The 251-nt window shown below is 36.7% G+C and carries 1 protein-coding gene; it reads left to right on the top strand.

The window, feature by feature from the left end; all coding sequences use genetic code 11:
* Positions 1–251: circularly permuted type 2 ATP-grasp protein (locus AAEY83_RS17230; protein ID WP_351061110.1), on the top strand; the 251-nt coding region annotated here is incomplete at both ends.

The following is a 251-nucleotide window of genomic DNA, read 5'->3' as shown; positions in this document are numbered from 1 at the left end:
GGTTTTAGTTTACCTAGTAACGAATTAACACTTTTTTTTACAGCATTAGATGTTTACCGCACGCCAACAGGCGAATTTAAAGTATTAAGCGATCATTGCCAGTGCCCGCTGGGCTTAGGGCTATTAATTAAAAGCCGTATTATTGCAAGGCGTGTAATGGCTGAAGAATTTGCAGAATGTAATGTTCAGCAAATTAAAGAGTTTTTAAACCTATTCCAAGAGGGTATTAATGAATATACCCACTATATGGA

It is taken from the genome of Psychrobacter sp. TB20-MNA-CIBAN-0197, assembly GCF_040309765.1.
Taxonomy (GTDB): Bacteria; Pseudomonadota; Gammaproteobacteria; order Pseudomonadales; family Moraxellaceae; genus Psychrobacter; species Psychrobacter submarinus.
The sequence above is the reverse complement of the archived record's forward strand: the minus strand, read 5'-3'. Positions and strand labels throughout refer to the sequence as shown.